Source organism: Flavobacterium muglaense (assembly GCF_014305155.1).
Taxonomy (GTDB): Bacteria; Bacteroidota; Bacteroidia; order Flavobacteriales; family Flavobacteriaceae; genus Flavobacterium; species Flavobacterium muglaense.
In genome coordinates this window covers 74735-91040 of the sequence record NZ_JACRUK010000012.1, presented here as the reverse complement: position 1 = coordinate 91040, position 16306 = coordinate 74735, and the positions used below count along the sequence as shown (strand labels likewise).

Below are 16306 nucleotides of genomic sequence, written 5' to 3'. Positions count from 1 at the left end.
TTATGAAAGTGATTATTTGGTGAAATTAAATCCAGTTATATGAAAATTGAGAATACTTTTTCAGCAAGCCCTAATTAGAGAACTTCAAACGCATTCTATTTGACATAATAATATCAGACTGATTTATAATATAAACGATACTAACACTACAACATCAATATTTATAAATGCTTTTCTATAAAAGCCTGTTTTTGTTTTTTGCGAGTATCGAAAACTACTTAAATATTACTTTCCATTTAAAAATCAAATAGATAATTGCACCTAGAAGAAATGAATCAATAAAATAAGCATGTGTTAACTGAAAAAAATTATAATAGGTGCCAACAGTTACAATTGAACTTAAAACCCATGCAATTAAAGCTTCGGCTTCCCAATCGGTTATTTCGTCTAGATTGTAATCCTGTTTCTTAACCCAAAAGAAATTGATAATATAGATCGCTGAAATCGATGGCGCTAAAACACCCAGGAAACTCAAAAACTCAAATAAATAAGTAGAAACGCCTATTAAAGCGGCAAGAGTTCCTAGAATACCAGCCGAAATCGCCATTTTTCTAAAGGTCCATCCTGTTTTAACTGTTGAAAAAGTTAAGGTTGTCGAGTATAAATTGGAAGTATTTCCAACCCAAGTCGATACAAATAAAAGCAGGAAGGCAGGTAAAACCAAATCCAATCGCTCCATTATTTTGATAATATCAACCTCACCCGTTTGAATCGAAGGAATGGCACTAAAGAGCAAGGCAATAGGGAACCCAATTGTAATTCCAAGTACAGCAATTAAACTTTGCTTATCGTTATAGATAAATCTAGAGAAATCAGCCATTAACACCGGAAAAAGTATAGACGATCCTATTAATATTGAAGTGGCTTCAAACAAAGACATTGCCGTTTTTTGGGACATGAACTCAACTATTTCTTGAAATGATGTACCAATCATTGATTTGTAAACCACATAGCCTAAAAAAAGAGTTAAGATTGGAACGGCATAATTAGCCAGTTTTTCGATGCTTTTTATTCCGTACAGCGTTGTTATGATTGTTAACGCCCCCATTAAAACGATTATGGGCCATTCGATCAAACTGATTTGGAAAGTTTTAAAAGCAGTGTCTTTGATGGCTGTTGCTAGTAATTCTAAGGATACCGAGAACCATCCTAATAAAGTGATTCCGAAAATAAAATTCATGATTTTGGCCCCTTTTCGACCAAAACTAAAATGCAAAATCATATAAGTAGACAACCTTGATCGATTGCCTATTAAAGTGGTGGTTAAACACAAAACTGTTAATACTAAAGTCGAAATTGCAAATGCCCACAAAGCATTTTTAAAACCAACGGCTAAAGCCAATTCGGAGCCTAAATATAAAATAGGTAAAGTAAGCCCCGTTCCAGCAATAATCAATGCTACTAACCAGCCTGATGTAAAATCCTTGGCTTCCACTTTTGTAGTGGTGTATTGATTATTTTCTTCCATAAAAACGATTTATATTTCCTCTAATAATCGAGTTAAAAACAACCAGAATTTTTGTGTTGAACTTATTTGTAAACGTTCATCTGGCGAGTGTGCACCAAGAATATTGGGACCAAATGAAATCATTTCCATTTGAGGAAAAGTTTCGGATAAAATGCCGCATTCTAATCCGGCATGAATCGATTTAATTGCTGGTTTTACATTGTTAATCTGTGTGTAACAAGCAATGGCTTTTTTTAGCAACAAACTATCTGGTTGCGGTTTCCATCCAGGATACGGGCCAATTTGTGAAACTTTGGCAAACAAAAAACAATTTTCTATTAATTTAACCAAGGAATCACGCTCTTGATCTACTGAACTTCTAGTATGGCATAGCACTTTAAATGCGCCGTGTTTTACACTAATTACCGAAATATTATTAGAAGTCTGTACTAGATCTGACATTCCTTCAGTCATTGAAAACACCCCATTTGGAATCTCTTTTATACTTTTTAAAACATCTGATTGAAATGCTTTAGCCATCACAGAATATACTTCTTCGGTTTTGACAAGCTCAATATTCAGCTTAGGATCAGTATTCGAATAATGGCTTTGAAGTAGGCTGAAATTTTCTTTTACAAGCTTTTCAAGTTTCTCAGCTTCTGTATTTTTAACGGCCAGCACTACCCTACTGTCTCTTGGAATAACATTCGTTAGGCTTCCGCTTTCTATTGTTGCTATTCGAATTTCTACCTCAATATTTAGTAGTAATTCAGGAAGTATTTTTATTGCATTTGCCCTATTTAGATGAATATCAACTCCGGAATGTCCGCCAGTTAAGCCCGCAATTTTTAATTCGAAAAACTGAAAAGAATTATCCAGTAGCTCCGTTTCATAAGAACTTGTGATGGCTACGTCTACCCCACCCGCGCAACCAATGGTAATCTCATCATCTTCCTCTGAATCGAGATTAAGCAATATTTCACCTTTCAATTGTTCCGTTGTCAATGCCATGGCTCCCGTCATTCCCATTTCTTCGTCAATCGTAAATAGCGCTTCTAGAGGTGGATGTACAAGGTTTGTTGAAGCTAAAACAGCCATAATCGCTGCAGAACCTATTCCGTTGTCAGCGCCCAAAGTAGTCTCTCTCGCTTTTACCCAATCACCATCGATATACATTTCAATACCTTGGGTATCAAAGTCAAAACTAGATCCAGACAGTTTTTGATGTACCATATCCAAGTGACCTTGTAGCACTACCGTTTTATCGTTTTCCTTCCCTAAAGTTCCAGGTTTTCTAATGATTACATTACCTGTTTTATCAACTACGGTTTCTAATTGTAATTGTTTTCCAAAGTTTTTTACAAAAGCAATTGCTTCTTCTTCTTTGGTTGATGCTCTTGGAATTGCATTAAGATTATTAAAATTCTCCCACAGGATTTTAGGTTCTAGATCAGTTATGAATTGTGACATTATTTCCAATATTTTTTAAGTAAAACGTAAATTATAAAACCAACAAAGAAGGAGTCAAAAAACGAAACCGTGGTGATGGTTATAAAATGATAATTTGCTAATAAAGCGACCATAGAACCTATGAACCAACTAAAAATGGCTGTGTAATCAAAGTTTGGCAATTTATCAAAGTCTGCAATATCAAACTTTCTATCACTCACAAATGCATAGTGAGCAATAAAAATCGCTGAAACTGGAGGGAAAAATATATTTGAGAAATCGAGGAAACTAATGAAATAAGTGGTTACACCTAATAAAGCTAAAACGGTACCCGTAGCGCTTGCAATTATTCCAAGTTTGATTGCTTTTGTCTTTGTAAATAAGGTTGAAATGGTAAGTTGTGTATCGTATAAATTAACCGAATTAGTTGTCCAAGCACCAAGGAATATTATGATGATTAAAGCCGGAATCGTTAATCCAATTCCAGTCATGATTTTCATAATATCAACTTCTCCAGTAACTAAACTAGGGATTCCACCTGCAAATAATACTAATGGAAAACCGATTATGATACCTAAAACAGCAATAATACTGTCTTTGTCTTTGCGAGCAAAACGCGTGCAATCAGGCATTAAAATAGGAGCTAAAATTGAGGTACCCATAATTGCAGATATGCATTCTCGCATAGACATACTCCCATTTCCAGGTATTGATAGAATGGTAGTTAAACTACTTTGTTGGGTAGTAACATATAATACAAAAAATACAAAAATCAGTTTGATTGGGATAACAATAATTGAAAAACGCTCCACCGATTTAAAGCCAAATACCGCGGTTGACGTCATCAAAGCACTTCCAATAATAATGGCTGCCCAAGTGGGGAAATGAACATTAAATATGGATTGTAGTGAGTCAGTTATAGCTACGCCAAACACTTCGAGCGTTACTGCATACCATCCTAATAAAGATATAGCAATCAACGCATTAATTACCATTACTCCTTTTTTACCAAAGGAGTAATGCAGTAACATATAAGCTGATAAGCGGGCTCTATTCCCTATAATTCCAGTAACAATACAAAGTAAGCTGAGCACAAACGATACCCCCATAAAAACTGAGGAAGCTTTCGCTAATCCTAGTGATAATGACACTTGTGAACCCAAGTAAAAAACGGGTAATGTAAGGCTAATACTAGCGAGGACAGTAGCTATTTTAAAACCACTTACTGTTTTATTTTCAGGAACTCTTGTCCTAGTATAATCATGATCCTCTTGTTCTTGTAGTTGCATGTGGTTTTCCTTATTAACTTAATATTACGGACTAATTACCTAATAGTTGGCAAGCTAAAGGTTTTAAATCAGGATGGCAAACTTCTCCATCTTTTACAATTTGAATATCATCTAGAAAGATACTCACTTTAGCAACAACACCATCAAAATGTGATTTTGCTGGTTGTCCAAAAGGAGGCATATCCATTGGGCTTGTATGTCCAAATCCAAAATCTACACCACCCCAAATGCGTTCATCCTCTACAATTTCGCCACATAAACGTCTTACATTTGGATTAAATCCAAACATATTGTGTGATATTTTATACATATTAGGATCTTCAAAAGACGCAAGAAAATTTTTAAATTTTTCAGCTTCTGCACCACCTACGACATCATCAATAGCGCCATCTTTCATATTAAAAGCAACATGATTATCATTATTATAGACATCCACATTTTGCAATAAATCAAAAACAATTGTACCGTTCATAGAACCTGTTTTAGGTACCAGATTTACGTACCCAGGCGCTGTTCCAAAAATTGGCTTTGAATAATCACCGCTATCAATATCAAATACGTAATTCATATCGGTTTCATAGGTAACATCAGTACCATTATCACTGGTGATTTTAATCACTTTGGCTTGCATTGACATTTCTTTCACTTTCACCAAGAAATTTTCTAATGTACTAATATCAAAACCTACACAAGTTCTTATTAATGATTCAATAGAACTATCAGCAAGTATTAAATATCTTAATTTCTTATTTTCACTAAAGGCTCTTTCCCAAATAGTAGAATATAATAGCACTGTAGAATTCAATTCGATCCAAACGTCAACATTTTTCAAAGCTCCAGATAAAGCTTCAGAAGGCCAATCTTTCATACCTGCCTCTCCATCTTGTTTTGCTTTTGGTATCCAGATTACTAATGGTAACCCTCCAGCTTCGGTAGTTGCCTTTGCTAATGCATCAGCTAGTTCTCTATTCGATCCACTATCGCCTGTGATTGCAACCGTTTCACCAGGTTGTACTTTAAACATTTCTTGGATCATTACTTGAGAAACTTGTTCGGTTTCTGAAAAATATTTTGTTGTCATTTTTTTATTTTTTATGAAAAAGAGGGAATAAATCCCTCTTTAAATTGTCAAGAATAGTTGTTTTTTTATTAAAATTTTACTGTAACTGTTGTACCGTATGTTGCAGGTTGACCTCTCCAACCAAAATCATCCGATCCACCAAATGTAGAGCCAGGAACAAACTCGCTGTAATACTGCTTGTTTAAGATGTTTTTCCCCCAAAAAGTCAAGCTTACTTTTTTCCAAGCCAAAGTAGCACATTAGTGGCTAGTCGCGAAGGTGCAAATCCTAAAATTGAAGAAATTGATATTATTAATTTAATAGGTTAATCAATTGTCTAATTATTAATTCGTTTTGGAATAATACAATTGTTTGTTGTTAAAAGCTTCATAATTAATGTTATGAAGCTTTTCTTTATTTAGCATAATATCTAATTTTAGCTATTTACTTCCGTTAGATTCCATTTTTGAATACAAGATTTTACTTTGTTTGCGCGTAAAAGTTCAAGCGCCTTTAAATAGTAACTACAAAAGAGTTTATTTTCACTTAAATCCCCAAAAACAGCTTTAATTTCGATAAATTTCATTGGATTTTGAATCGAAAGTGCCGCCGTTCTAATCAATGTATTGCTTATTGTATCGATAATTTCATACGGATTATCATTATCATCAACCCCATCATTATATTTTGCCCAAGCAGCAATAATAAATGCAGCTTGTTTTAAATTTTTACCATTTTGCAAATGATACTTGATTGTAGGCAGAATGAAAACAGGAATTTTTGCCGAACTTTCTTGACAAATACGAAACAATTGGTCATTAATATATGGGTTTTGAAAGCGCGCAACCAAGCTTATTTTGTAGTTTTCAATGCTTTCTTGATCAGAATCATGTAAAGTAGGGGTGACTTCGTTGTTCATAAACAATTTTAAAAACTGCATAAAATCGTCATCTTGTGCTGCTTCATAAACGGTTTTGTAACCATGTAAAGTTCCTAGAATTCCAAGTATGGTGTGGCTGGCATTCAGTAATCGCAATTTTAAATTTTCAAATGGGGCTATATTATCGGTATACTGTACCCCTACTTTGTCCCAGTTGGGTCTAGTGTGTATGAATTTATCTTCAATTACCCATTGTGAAAATGGTTCACAGATCACGGGCCATTGATCATCAATAGCAAAATCTTGCTTTAATGTACTACTATCATTGGCATTTGTAATTGGTGTAATGCGATCGACCATCGTATTGGGAAAGGAAGTATTTGCAAGAACCCAATCTAAAAGCTCAGGTTCGGTTTTACTGATATAACTGTGTAAAGATTGTTTCATAGTGTCCCCGTTTGACTTGATGTTATCGCAGGACAATACTGTGCAGCCAGGTAAATTGCGCAATTTTCTTAACTTGAAGGACTGCGTTAAATAGCCAAAAACGGTCTTAGGACTAAAAGGATTTTTAATATCCTCTGTAACCGCAGGATGATTAATATCAAAGGCTCCTGTGATCTCATGGAGTAAATACCCATCTTCGGCAATAGTAAGAGATATAATCTTAATCTCAGGACTTGCCATACGTTCAATAACTGCTAGTGGGTTCTCCGGCCCATAAAAATATTCAACAATTGATCCAATTATTTTTGCTTTATGAGCGCCATTTGCTTCCTTAGTATATAAGGTATAAAGACCATCTTGATCTTTTAATATATTATAAATTTTTCGATCCGATTCTAATAAGTCAACACCACAGATCCCAAAATCAAGCTCTTTGTGTTTGTCAATCAATTCATGAATGTAGTGCGCTTGGTGGGAACGGTGAAAATTTCCTATTCCTACATGTAATATACTAGTATTGATTTGATCTCTATCATAGGAAGGAATAGCAACATTTGTAGGCAGCGAACTTAAATTTTCGGCATTGAGATAGTATGATTTTGCCATAATGGTGAACTAACGGTACTTTTAATTTTAAAACGTATTGAAGCCTTAAAAATACATAATTATTTTGGAATTATAGAATGATATTACCTTAATAAGAATAGGATTTGTTCATTATAAATTTTTAGAACAATAAAGTAATTTAATGATTGATTTTAGAACAAAAACAATAAGAGTACTATTGTAGTCTACAATATAAAATCTTTATATTTGTGTAGTGCAAGTTAGCATCTATTAAAAATATGGATTTTAGAAAAATAAATAACTTATCGGTAGATTGTGTGCTTTTTGGTCTAGGTCCAGACCATTTAAGTGTTTTGTTACATAAACGAGCATTAAACTTATATAATGATAACTTTCCTATTATTGACGACTGGATCTTACCCGGACTTAATGTTTTTAAGAGTAATAATTTGGGACAATCTGTTGATCGAGTTTTAAAAGGAATTACAGAGCAACAATTTTTAAACAAAAAACAGTTTAGAACCTACGGAAGTCATAAAAGGGTAAAAACCGACAAGGATTTGCTGTGGGTGCGTAGTAAAGGAAGTGAGTCTCGTACAATTACTGTGGTGTATTATCTAACCTTGCCTATCGAAAATATAAGTATAGCCGCAGATAGTGATTTTAAGTGGTTTCCTATAAAATCGTTGCCTGAAGTTGGTTTTGATCATCAAGCGATTATTAATGATTCATACGAAGATTTAAAAACTAAAATAATGAGTGAACCTATCATGTTTGATTTGGTTCCTACAAAATTCACTTTAAATGAATTGCAAACGGCTTTCGAAATTGTTTTAAATATCGAATTGGACAATCGTAATTTTAGAAAGAAAACACTAACCAAGCCTTATATCGTTCCATTGGAAGACAAACGTAAGGTAGGAAATTCTAAAAAACCTTCCAAGTTGTATATGTTTAGTAAAGATGTATTCGACAAAATTACCGAGAAAGAATACTTGGTCAATACGGTGTTGTAAGTATTAAAAGCAAAAATTGATTTACTACTTTTGAGATAAATAGACACTTGCCTATTTTATTACAGCCTGACAAATCTTCCGATTTAGTACAGAATAGTGCTTTGTTTTTAACATTATATAGCGATATCATCGAAAATTTATAATTGGTCGTATAAAAACGATAATTTTGTAAAAAAACTGCTTTTTGGCTTAGTTTTGGAGACAATAAGAGTAATTAAGTTTAAACTAAGGCCTTTTTTTAATAAAAAAGCTTTAAAAAATAAAAATAAATTATGACTCAAGTTAAAGAGAACAACACGGTTAAAGTACATTACACAGGAAAATTAGCAGACGGACAAATATTTGACAGTTCAGAAGGAAAAGAGCCTATTGAATTTACTTTAGGACAAGGACGTTTGATTCCTGGTTTTGAAAAAGGCCTAATTGACATGAAATTAAATGAGAAAAAAACAATAAACATAGCAGTTGAAGATGCTTATGGTGATCCTCGTGCTGATTTACTGATCGAAGTTCCTAGAAGCGAATTGCCTCAAGAAATGGCTCCTGAAGTAGGGATGGGATTAGTTTCAAGAACTCCAGAAGGGCAAGAAATGAATTTATTAGTAGTTGAAGTAAAAGAAGAATCAGTAGTCCTTGATGGGAATCATCCATTGGCTGGTAAAGCACTTACTTTTGATCTAGAAGTAGTAGCTATTTCGTAAGTTAGGGTACTAAAAATAATGCAAAACCTGACAGTTATAATTAATAACTGTCAGGTTTTTTTTTATAATAACATTTTTTTTAATTATAAAACTTTCCACTAAAGTTGCTCGTCAAAAATAAAAGATGTTGAAATCGTACTAATAGCACTGATAAAGAGGTTGATAATAAATAAATGATACTGCAGTAAATAAAAACTTTAAACGAGCTTAGAAAATACGATACCATTCTTTTCATTCCGATAAAAACGGCATCTTTTTATAATACAAAAAGCACCATTAGTCGCTTATTAATTTTTTACCTTTGCGCAAAAATTAAAGTACTTTATGACTAAAGCTCGTTATTTCAAATTAATCTTAATTTTAGGTTCCCTTACGGCTCTTGGTCCGTTTTCAATTGATATGTATTTACCAGGTTTTGCTGGTATAGCCAAGGATTTAAACACCACAGTAGCCAATGTAGCAATGACCTTATCCAGTTATTTTATAGGAATCTCGGCAGGACAATTATTGTACGGTCCGTTATTAGATCGTTATGGTCGAAAGAAACCTTTATTTATAGGTTTATTGGTTTACATTTTAGCTTCTTTAAGTTGTGCTTTTGTACGTGATATTGATACATTCATAGGATTGCGTTTTATTCAAGCTGTAGGGAGTTGTGCTGCGACGGTTGCATCCGTTTCTATGGTACGTGATTTATTTCCGGTACGTGATATTCCAAAAGTGTTTTCGTTACTTATGTTGGTAGTAGGTTTGTCACCTATGCTTGCTCCCACAGTAGGCGGCTACGTGACAGATGCTTATGGGTGGCATATGGTGTTTTTAATCCTAATGGGAATAGGAATCGTAATCTTGCTGGCTTCCTATTTTGGATTACCTAGCAGCTATACACCAGATACTACTATATCTTTAAAGCCAAAACCTATTTTGCTCAATTTTGCAAGTGTTTTAAAAGAACCTCAATTTTATACCTATGCCTTTACGGGCTCTATTGCCTTTTCGGGCTTGTTTACTTATGTTGCTGCCTCACCTATAATTTTTATGGATATTTATAAAGTAGAACCTAAAACATACGGATGGATTTTTGCCTTTATGTCTTTAAGTTTTATTTTAGCAAGTCAGTTAAATTCTGTTTTATTGCGTTGGTTTTCTAGTGAGCAAATGATCATGGGAGCCTTGTTAACCCAATCAACTATTGTGGTTACTTTTGTACTACTGGCTGTTAATGACATGTTAGGACTGTATCAAACTATCGGAATGCTTTTTATATTTTTAGCCTGTTTAGGAATTTCAAACCCCAATACAGCAGGTTTAACACTGGCTCCTTTTACTAAGAATGCGGGAAGTGCTTCGGCTTTAATGGGAGCTATTCAGTTAGGTCTTGGAGCGTTTGCCTCTTTTGCTGTAGGTGTATTTTTAAAAGATTCGGTGCTTCCTATGGTACTTATTATGACAACTTCTACCCTTGTTGCATTGTTAGTTTTACTAATAGGAAAGCGAACGATTAAAGTGAAATACTAGCAACAAACGTCAAAATTCTACTTTTTTGATGCCTATCAAGCAAAAGCTTTGTGTTTAGTAGCTATATCTTTGTTAACAATTAATAAAAAGTGTAACATTTGTATACAAGGTTTTCTTTTTTTTGTACATTGCATCATTCAAGATAGTAAGGATGTTTGTACAAAAATGGAATAATTTAATCGGAACCAAAGAAGGATTCTCATTAGAGAAAAGAATCTTTCATGGCGTGTGTTTGATTACTTTATTGGTGCTTTTAATTTGCTTTCCAGCCAATTTTATTCTTGGCTTGGATATTTTTGCGTATGTATTAATGGTAGTATTTGTATTACTTTTAATCTTATTCTATTTCTCACGGTACAGCGGGCACTCCAAGATTACCTTTAGCATTTATGTTTTCTTTATGTCTCTAGTCTTAGTGGCTGGCTACATTTTTAATTGCGGAATCGATGGACCAATTATATTAGTATTCGGAATAACATTTTTGATTCTTGCTGCTATTATGGAGCGGAAGCAGTTATTATTTTGGATGCTATTCCAGCTTTCAATTGTTTATGTAATGTTGTACTTAGAATTCAATCATCCCGATATGGTACTCATACATTATAAAGAGCGTTCTTTTCGCTTTTTTGACACCGCCTTAACCTTAGGAGTTCTAATGTTAACTATATATTTAACAATTAGTTATATAAAGGTAAACTACCAAGAACAACAAGTACTTTCGAATAAAAAAAATGAGGAATTAAGTAAAGCAAATGCTTCCAAAAATAAATTGTTTTCTATTATTTCTCATGATTTACGTTCGCCTTTCAATGCACTTATAGGTTTAAGTAGAATGCTAAAAGAGAACCATGACGAACTTGATGAAGTTGAAAAGAAAGAGTTTGTCAATGCAATTTTCGAAACATCGACTCAAACCTACTATCTCTTACAAAATTTACTAGAATGGTCGCTTTCGCAAACAAATGAAATTCATTTTTCGCCAGAGCAAATTAATTTAAAAGAACTAGTCAATAACGCATTGGCCATGCCATTAGAAGTAGCTAAAAGCAAAGAAATTCAAATTACCACTGATATTGATGCTAGTAAATTCATCCTAGTTGATAAAAATATGATGGAAACCGTAGTGCGTAATATCGTGTCAAATGCCATTAAATTTACTGGTAACGAAGGAGAAATTAGTATTACAGCCGACTATGAAAGCAGTGGGATCACTTTGAAAATAGCAGATAATGGATCTGGCATGAGTGCCTCTACTCTAGGAAGTTTGTTTGCTAACACTAGTACCGCAACTGCCAAAGAAGTAATTCAAGATCAAGGTATGGGCTTGGGCCTTATATTATGTAAAGATTTTGTAGACAGGCACAAAGGAAAAATTTGGGCAGAAAGCACTAAAGGTGTTGGAACTACTTTCTATATTTTTATAAAAAGTTAGAATAAGCCGCACGACTTATGTACTATTTACTTATACTTTTTATTGGGCATAAATACGGTTCTTATAGCTTGGATTTGTTGCAATAGCCGTGATAAAATCAGGATCAAAACTACCTATAGTGATAAACTCGTAGTTAACTTATAGCGTGATTAGGCATAAATTTATGTATAAAAACCGAATTTAAGTATTGTCAATTAGTTCCCAAATTTCTTTGTTATTCTTTATTTCAAATGTTAGTTCAGTCATTTTTTTTCAGTAAGAGAATAGATTTATACGTATTTTAACAATGTTTCTAGTTGATTCCATATCACTACTAGAACACTATTCTAGTTTGTCTCGTTTTAGTTACTCATCAATAAAGTAATCAAAGTTAAGTTTGTTTCTTTTCTTTTCTTTTCTTTTTAGTTTTATAAACATCAGTTAGTTTCTTAGTTGGAAAAGATATCTTTGGATAAAAATAATATTATAAAACCCAGCATTGTCGCTACTGCTAAATCTCTTCGTTTATCGATACACTCAGTTTAATTAAAAATTAGTACTAAATATAAAAATACTATAGTTAGGAAAGAGTTGGATAAAATGATATTATGAAAACCATTTTCGGACAAATTTTTATTGAATTTGAGTAAAAATAAACTAATAATTGCTGTAAAAACCAATCCGATTGCTACGTATAAACAAGCTCCATTTAAGCCCGACATTAATTCTTTTGAATAATCTTTAGTTGTACTTTTAGTACTTACCTTATTGATGTTTTGAAAAATATAACTTTGATGTAGTACTATTTCATTCTCTTCGACATATGTTTTACTCAGCGTAAATTCGTACCCTTTTTTAGTGTAATATTTGTATCCGAGTAATTCTTTGGAACTATTAGTTCCATAGTGACTATTTCTAGTTACTATGATTGTGCTATAAGCTGTTATCGCGTCGCTTATTTCTTTTTGTGGTAGCATGAATTGATCTGCTAGAAACAAAAAATAAAACCCAGGAATAAAAATCAATATTTTAAACGTAATTTTTGAATACTTCTCTTTCACAAGCCTTAGTTAATTTGAGAATGATGGCAAGTTTCTAAACGCCACGTTTTCTACTTGATTAAAAATTGATATAGAATGATAATTCTACAGAAAAAATTAAATAGGACAAACTGCCTATTAATTCTAATAGATTTATATATATCTTTTGATTTAGAAATTTATAATTTTTCTATTCCAAAAATTATTCCTGCTATTGTAAAAAATAATATGTAAAATATAAAAATTAGAATACTAATTGCGATCAAAAAAAACAGTAATGTGTAGGCCGTTTTTTTTATTGTTGACGATTCTAAAAATTCACTTTCATAAAACTCACTTTTCTTTGCTTTTTTGATTGAGTAAAAAAATAAGATAATCGTTATTACAAATGATATAGCTATTGCAATTATAGGTTCTATTATTGGCCCGCAGGATAATAAGATTTTCATTTTTTTTTATTTCTTAATAGATTAAATAAAAAGATGTAAATAAAAATTAGTAGTAGTAAAAAGATTGGGATTGATATGCTCATTAAATTTATTTTATATTAGGTATATTTATTTTAAATCACTTAGGCTTAGCTTTTTTAATAGTGTACTAATTAACCACATAGCGTGCTTCGATAGTGTGATTACCGTTAAGATAACTTCATTGGATAAGATAATTCTAAAGCTGATTAATAAAATTAGCAACAATAAAATCCAGTTTTTACTTAAAAATTAATATGAGAATTTATTTAAAATCTTTCTATTCCTTAGGTTGTTTACATTTCTACAACATTTCGCCATTTTCAGATAGCTAAAAATCACAACCGATCAAATATCGACTTAACAAAAACTTGTTCCGAAATGATGATTGCAATAATTTCTTCCTAGCTCAAAATGGCTCTAGCAGCAAGCTTTATTGTCATGTTGTCATTTAGTTTATTGTAAAAATTAAGTTTGTAAAAAGGCCATTTAGTTATATGTCAATACCCCTAAATAACTGGACAAATTCATTAATCCAGTCTCAATTCTATTTACTACTGCTTCTAATTCACATAAGCAATCAAATATATACAACTTTTCGCATATATAGGTATATTGACCGCACAAAAAAAACCATTGCAAACTCCTTGAAGTTGTGCAATGGTTTTATAGGCTTTAAAACGAATTTTATTGTAATCCAAAAGGTTTAATTTCTAATTCAGTTAACCATGTAGTACCATATTTCCCATTCAAGTACTTAAAAATCATACGGTTATTAGCCACTGCTTTTTTTAGCGAAATTGGTTCAGTCAAGCAATTTTCCTTTACAAGACCGATGCCATATTTCTTTTTGAAGACTACATACTCTTCTGGTACAGAATTGTTAATACCATGGATGATAAAATTTAGTGTTCCTTTGCTAATTCGTTGCTCTAGTTGTTCATTGCTTAAGTTTGTATTCGAGCTATTGACTACCGAATCAATCGTACCGTCTATAAAAAGTTTAGTTTTTTCTGTTAAGCGAATTGTTATTGTGTTTTCTTTAGTGGTGAGGCGTGTTGGGTAAGTAACGTAAGCAAAAAAGTCATCACTAACAAAACTGAAATTATACTTCCCTTTTTCAGGCAAACTGATGGTAAAGCTTTCGGCTTTTGCAATTTCAATTTTGTGATTTGAATTCATAATAGTGAACTCTCCTGATGTAAATTGTCTACTAGTAAAGTTTTCGAATACAACTGTAGCTTGTATTTCATTTGCGAATGTTGAAGAAAAAAAGAAAGCCAATACTATGGTTAAAATGGTGTTTTTCATAATTTAATTTATTAATGAAGACTGTTTTTATTTTGGTACTCGTTATCTAAAATTTAGCTAAATTTAAAATGGATCTTATTTATAGCTGCATTGAATTATTGTCATTTAGTTTTTTGTCATTACCCCTAAATAACTGGTCAAATTCTTTAATCCAGTCTCAATTCTATTTACTACTGCTGCTAATTCACATACGCAATCAAATATATACAACTTTTCGCATATTTAGGCATATTGACCGCACAAAAAAACCATTGGAACTCCTTGAAGTTGTGCAATGGTTTTATAATTATGAAAACAGTTTTTATTTCTGCTTCATTTTTTGTCTTTTAACCGGTTTTTCTACTGGTTCGTTTTTATTTTGTATAACGTAATAGGCCAATAATTTTTCAATTAATTCGTCTTTAGTTAAATGATGAAACACAGTTTTTACCTTTGTTTTCAATTCGGTATCTAGATCGTGGTTGGGCTTGGTTTTAAAAATTTGTTTGGCCCATAATAACGTATTGTTATCTTCTATGCTTGATGCGCTTGGTTTCTTGAATTGGGTAAATTTAATACCTAGTTCTTTCTCAAACTCGGCAATTTCTTTTTCTTCTTCAGCTTGTAAAACGGTTAAAGAAAGCCCCTTTGCTCCTGCTCTTGCAGTTCTACCAGAACGGTGCACGTAAGCTTCATAAGCATCTGGTAAATGGTAGTTTACTACATACGAGATTTCTTTTACGTCTATACCTCTTGCAGCAAGATCTGTAGCAACTAATATATTAATGTGTCCTTCACGAAATTGCTCCATAATACGGTCACGAATTCCTTGCGACAAACTTCCATGTAAAGCTCCGGATGAAAAACGATTGATAGCCAAGTTTTTGGCTAGTTTGTTTACAGCTGCTTTGGTTTTACAAAATATGATTCCGCGTTCACCTTCTCTCGAGTTTAAGAAATGCATTAAAACATCTAATTTCTCGATAGGGTCAACTACAATATACTCATGATCTATGCCTTGATTCCCTACCGTTTCCATATTAGCGCTTACTTGCACTACATTTTTGTTTAGGTAGTTTTGAACTAATTGCTTGATTGTTCCTGGCAAAGTTGCCGAGAATAAAAAAGTACGGTGCTCTTTTGGCAATTCGGCTACGATTTCGTCTAAGCTTTCTTTTAAGATAGATACCATTTCATCGGCCTCATCTAGAATAAGAAAGTTAGTTTCTTTCAAATTGATTGCTTTGCGCTGTATCAAATCGATTAAACGTCCCGGTGTTGCTACTACAATATGTGTAGGCTGAGATAAGCGTTCAATTTGTGGTTTAATTGGTATTCCCCCGCAGGTTGCTGCAATAGAAACTTGTGGCAAATACTTAGCAAAATCTTCTAAGTTTTTAAATATCTGGTGTCCTAGTTCTCTGGTAGGAACAAGTATTATAGCTTGAACGTGAGCTGTAGCAGTATCTATTAATTGTAAAAGTGGTAATCCAAACGCGGCTGTTTTACCAGTTCCCGTTTTTGCCAGACCAACTAAATCCGTTTTATTTTGCAATAATAACGGAATTGTTTTTTGTTGAATTTCTGTTGGAGTAACAATTTTCAATTCGGTAAGTGACTTTAATATAGGAGATTCAATTCCTAAATCTGAGAATTGTTTTGACATTGGTTTGGATTTATTATTTTATAAAAAATAGTTGTTTTGTGTGCTTATTTCTAGCTAT

General features: G+C 32.7%; 13 protein-coding genes. 4 read left to right on the top strand and 9 right to left on the bottom strand.

Annotated elements, in window-relative coordinates:
* Positions 1 to 214: 214 nt before the first annotated feature.
* The 6 genes from H8R24_RS07345 to H8R24_RS07320 form a co-directional block, all read right to left on the bottom strand.
* Positions 215 to 1468 (bottom strand): purine-cytosine permease family protein, encoded by a 1254-nt coding sequence (locus H8R24_RS07345; protein WP_187017836.1) that lies wholly within the window; start codon positions 1466 to 1468, stop codon positions 215 to 217.
* Positions 1469 to 1477: 9 nt separating this feature from the next.
* Positions 1478 to 2917 carry an aminoacyl-histidine dipeptidase gene (locus H8R24_RS07340; RefSeq protein WP_187017837.1) on the bottom strand — a complete coding sequence of 480 codons (1440 nt, stop codon included), beginning with the start codon at positions 2915 to 2917 and terminating at the stop codon, positions 1478 to 1480.
* Positions 2917 to 4185: a purine-cytosine permease family protein gene (locus tag H8R24_RS07335; protein ID WP_187017838.1), complete on the bottom strand. Its 1269-nt coding sequence runs from the start codon at positions 4183 to 4185 to the stop codon at positions 2917 to 2919. The genes H8R24_RS07340 and H8R24_RS07335 overlap by 1 nt, the downstream gene beginning before the upstream one ends.
* 31 nt (positions 4186 to 4216) lie before the next feature.
* The gene (locus H8R24_RS07330; RefSeq protein ID WP_187017839.1) at positions 4217 to 5266 is read right to left on the bottom strand and encodes a M29 family metallopeptidase; all 1050 of its coding nucleotides are present in this window, start codon (positions 5264 to 5266) and stop codon (positions 4217 to 4219) included.
* Between the two features lie 68 nt (positions 5267 to 5334).
* On the bottom strand, positions 5335 to 5496 hold the full coding sequence (locus H8R24_RS07325) for a hypothetical protein (protein ID WP_187017840.1): 162 nt from the start codon (positions 5494 to 5496) through the stop codon (positions 5335 to 5337).
* A 185-nt stretch (positions 5497 to 5681) separates the two neighbouring features.
* Complete coding sequence (locus H8R24_RS07320; RefSeq protein ID WP_187017841.1) at positions 5682 to 7178, bottom strand: mannitol dehydrogenase family protein; 1497 nt, start codon at positions 7176 to 7178, stop codon at positions 5682 to 5684.
* A gap of 239 nt (positions 7179 to 7417) precedes the next feature.
* Between H8R24_RS07320 and H8R24_RS07315 the strand changes: the two genes are divergently transcribed.
* The 4 genes from H8R24_RS07315 to H8R24_RS07300 all read left to right on the top strand — a co-directional run bounded on the left by H8R24_RS07315 (position 7418) and on the right by H8R24_RS07300 (position 11806).
* A complete protein-coding gene (locus tag H8R24_RS07315) occupies positions 7418 to 8155 on the top strand; it encodes an NUDIX hydrolase (RefSeq protein ID WP_187017842.1) in 738 nt (245 codons plus the stop codon).
* Between the two features lie 272 nt (positions 8156 to 8427).
* On the top strand, positions 8428 to 8856 hold the full coding sequence (locus tag H8R24_RS07310) for an FKBP-type peptidyl-prolyl cis-trans isomerase (RefSeq protein WP_187017843.1): 429 nt from the start codon (positions 8428 to 8430) through the stop codon (positions 8854 to 8856).
* A gap of 324 nt (positions 8857 to 9180) precedes the next feature.
* Positions 9181 to 10374, top strand: a complete 1194-nt coding sequence (locus tag H8R24_RS07305) for a multidrug effflux MFS transporter (RefSeq protein ID WP_187017844.1) — start codon at positions 9181 to 9183, stop codon at positions 10372 to 10374.
* A 151-nt stretch (positions 10375 to 10525) separates the two neighbouring features.
* Entirely contained in the window at positions 10526 to 11806 is a 1281-nt protein-coding gene (locus tag H8R24_RS07300) for a sensor histidine kinase (RefSeq protein WP_187017845.1), read from the top strand.
* A gap of 521 nt (positions 11807 to 12327) precedes the next feature.
* On the opposite strand, the gene H8R24_RS07295 is transcribed toward H8R24_RS07300, so the two are convergent.
* The 3 genes from H8R24_RS07295 to H8R24_RS07285 form a co-directional block, all read right to left on the bottom strand.
* The gene (locus tag H8R24_RS07295) at positions 12328 to 12846 is read right to left on the bottom strand and encodes a hypothetical protein (RefSeq protein ID WP_187017846.1); all 519 of its coding nucleotides are present in this window, start codon (positions 12844 to 12846) and stop codon (positions 12328 to 12330) included.
* Positions 12847 to 13979: 1133 nt separating this feature from the next.
* The gene (locus tag H8R24_RS07290; RefSeq protein ID WP_187017847.1) at positions 13980 to 14603 is read right to left on the bottom strand and encodes an FEKKY domain-containing protein; all 624 of its coding nucleotides are present in this window, start codon (positions 14601 to 14603) and stop codon (positions 13980 to 13982) included.
* A 301-nt stretch (positions 14604 to 14904) separates the two neighbouring features.
* The gene (locus H8R24_RS07285) at positions 14905 to 16248 is read right to left on the bottom strand and encodes a DEAD/DEAH box helicase (RefSeq protein WP_187017848.1); all 1344 of its coding nucleotides are present in this window, start codon (positions 16246 to 16248) and stop codon (positions 14905 to 14907) included.
* Positions 16249 to 16306: the final 58 nt, after the last annotated feature.

Coding starts and splice junctions, on each gene's coding strand:
- H8R24_RS07285 (WP_187017848.1), bottom strand. CDS start 16,248: ATGTCAAAACAATTCTCAGATTTAGGAATTGAATCTCCTATATTAAAG.
- H8R24_RS07305 (WP_187017844.1), top strand. CDS start 9,181: ATGACTAAAGCTCGTTATTTCAAATTAATCTTAATTTTAGGTTCCCTT.
- H8R24_RS07340 (WP_187017837.1), bottom strand. CDS start 2,917: ATGTCACAATTCATAACTGATCTAGAACCTAAAATCCTGTGGGAGAAT.
- H8R24_RS07310 (WP_187017843.1), top strand. CDS start 8,428: ATGACTCAAGTTAAAGAGAACAACACGGTTAAAGTACATTACACAGGA.
- H8R24_RS07290 (WP_187017847.1), bottom strand. CDS start 14,603: ATGAAAAACACCATTTTAACCATAGTATTGGCTTTCTTTTTTTCTTCA.
- H8R24_RS07300 (WP_187017845.1), top strand. CDS start 10,526: ATGTTTGTACAAAAATGGAATAATTTAATCGGAACCAAAGAAGGATTC.
- H8R24_RS07345 (WP_187017836.1), bottom strand. CDS start 1,468: ATGGAAGAAAATAATCAATACACCACTACAAAAGTGGAAGCCAAGGAT.
- H8R24_RS07335 (WP_187017838.1), bottom strand. CDS start 4,185: ATGCAACTACAAGAACAAGAGGATCATGATTATACTAGGACAAGAGTT.
- H8R24_RS07330 (WP_187017839.1), bottom strand. CDS start 5,266: ATGACAACAAAATATTTTTCAGAAACCGAACAAGTTTCTCAAGTAATG.
- H8R24_RS07315 (WP_187017842.1), top strand. CDS start 7,418: ATGGATTTTAGAAAAATAAATAACTTATCGGTAGATTGTGTGCTTTTT.
- H8R24_RS07320 (WP_187017841.1), bottom strand. CDS start 7,178: ATGGCAAAATCATACTATCTCAATGCCGAAAATTTAAGTTCGCTGCCT.